General features: G+C 32.0%; 3 protein-coding genes. All 3 read right to left on the bottom strand.

Going from position 1 to position 2,329, the window contains the following annotated elements:
* Positions 1-501, bottom strand: a 501-nt coding sequence (locus K6343_04675) for a hypothetical protein (protein ID MEF3245259.1), incomplete at its 3' end; no start/stop codon positions are given.
* Positions 494-1,990 (bottom strand): cysteine--tRNA ligase, encoded by a 1,497-nt coding sequence (gene cysS, locus K6343_04670; GenBank protein MEF3245258.1) that lies wholly within the window; start codon positions 1,988-1,990, stop codon positions 494-496. The genes cysS and K6343_04675, both read right to left, overlap by 8 nt.
* Positions 1,983-2,329: glutamate--tRNA ligase (locus K6343_04665; GenBank protein ID MEF3245257.1), on the bottom strand; the 347-nt coding region annotated here is incomplete at its 5' end. The genes cysS and K6343_04665, both read right to left, overlap by 8 nt.

Raw genomic sequence — 2,329 nt, 5'->3', positions numbered from 1 at the left:
CTTTAAATACCTTATAACTTGTATGATATTTGCAACCTTATAAATCCGCATGTGAAAGACAGCTCCTGAAGAGACAATCATTACACTTTCGGTAACATCACATCCCTCCTTTTTCTGGATAAATACATCCCTTACTCCTGCTCCCTCTGCTGTTCTTATTATTGCACCCAAATTATGAGGGTCTTGGATTCTGTCAAGAATAAGAAATATAGAATCCTTTTTTATTTTAAGCTCATTAATATCTGCATAGACAAAACCACCACCCACCGCAACAACACCTTGGTGATTTGTAGTTTTAAAACGCCTATCAAACCAACTTTTATCTCTAAAGTAGGTCTGTATACTGTTTCTATCTGCAAGTGAAAAAATATTTCTAATTATTCCTTCTTTTTTATTAATATCTTTATCAAGGATTAGGGACTTTACAGGGTAATGTGCCCTTAACGCCTCTAAAACTGCATTTTTTCCAATGATAAAGTATTCATCCTTAACTTTATCCATTTGTAGCCTCTAATCTATATTTTGTTCCCTCTTTTGTATCTTCCAAAACTATTCCCAATGTTTTTAAATCGTTTCTCAATTTATCTGCAAGTTGAAACTTTTTCTCTCTCCTTAGAGTGTTTCTTAACTCAATTAAAGCGTTTATAATATCTTTTGCATCTTCAAAATTGTAGCCTTCAACCAATTGCTTTAACTCCTCAATTTCTTTAAGTGATTCAAAATAGTTCTTAAGTTTCTCTTTTAAAGATGAATCTATACTCCTATGTTCCCCAATTTTATCAAAACCTAAAATAAAAAATACATCCTTAAGGAAATTATCCAATTGTTGCAAGTCTTCTTTTCCAATTTCATCTTTATGCGCATTAAAAAATTTAAAAACGTCAAAGAGAACAGAAATTGCAACAGGAGTATTAAAATCATCATCCATTGCTTCAAAAAATTGCTTTTTCCAATTAGAAATTCTTTCTTGTAAAGCAATGGAAGATGGATTATCCTTTGAAAGATAATTTTTAAGCTCAAGGTAACTATTGTGCAAATAACTATAGTTTTTGGCTGCAATCTCTAAACTCTCCAAATCAAAATTCAAAGGCTTTCTATATGAAACTGAGATATAAAACAAACGAATTATTTCTCCATCATAATTTTCAAGTAAGGTATGGAGATTAAAAAAGTTTTTTAAAGATTTACTCATCTTTTCTTTGTCAACGGTTAGCATACCATTATGCACCCAGAATCTTACAAAAGGTTCAACCCCAGTATAAGCCTCAGATTGAGCAATTTCATTTTCATGGTGCGGAAATATAAGGTCATCGCCACCACCGTGTATATCAAAAGAATTGCCAAGGATTTTTAAAGTCATTGCGGAACATTCAATATGCCAACCAGGTCGCCCTTTACCCCATAGACTATCCCAAGAAGGCTCTCCTTCTTTTGCCTTTTTCCATAAGGCAAAATCAAGAGGATTTCTTTTCTCTGGATTTACTTCAACCCTTGCACCAACTTGCAATTCCTCAACATTACGATGTGATAACTTACCATAATCTTTAAATTTAGAAACATCAAAATAGATACCATCGGAAATTTCATATGCATAACCTTTTTCTATAAGTTCTTTAACCATATCAATAATTTCAGGAATAAATTGCGTTGCTTTAGGGTAAGCAAAAAGTGGTAATACATCAAGTTTTTTAAGGTCCTCAAGGTAAATCGAGGCATAACGTTCTGAAAGTTCTTTAAAATTGATATTTAACTCATTTGATCTTGATATAATTTTATCATCAATATCTGTAAAGTTAGAAATATGGATCACTTCATAGCCAAGATAAGTCAAATACCTATGCATCACATCATATACAACAGCAGATCTCCCATGACCTGCATGAGCATAATCATAAGGAGTAAGCCCACATACATACATATAAACCTTGTTTGGTTCTCTTGTTGTAAACTTCTCCAGTTTTCTTGATAAGTCGTTATAGATTTTAAGCATTTAACGCCTCCAAAACTTTGTTAAGCCTTGAAATAGCTTCTTCTTGTCCAATAAAATATACGAACTCATGCACTTCAATTCCTTGTTCGCTCATTGTTATTGCAAGTCTTAGAGGAAAGTATAGGGCTTTTCCTTTAATTTTGAGGTCTTTACCTATTTGTTTAATAGTATCAAGGATCGTATCCTTGTTAAAAGTTGTTAGTGCTTCAAGTTTTTCTTTAAAAGTTGTTAAAAGTAATTTTATTTGAGGATCTTTAAGTTCGTTAAATATTTCTTCTTTTAATTCATACGGTGTGAATATTTGAGAAGAAAGGTTTTCTATATCCTTTAGGGTATCAA

Source organism: Caldisericaceae bacterium (assembly GCA_036574215.1).
Classification (GTDB): Bacteria; Caldisericota; Caldisericia; order Caldisericales; family Caldisericaceae; genus Caldisericum.
Note: the sequence above shows the minus strand (reverse complement) of the source record. Positions and strands in the feature narration are given on the sequence as shown.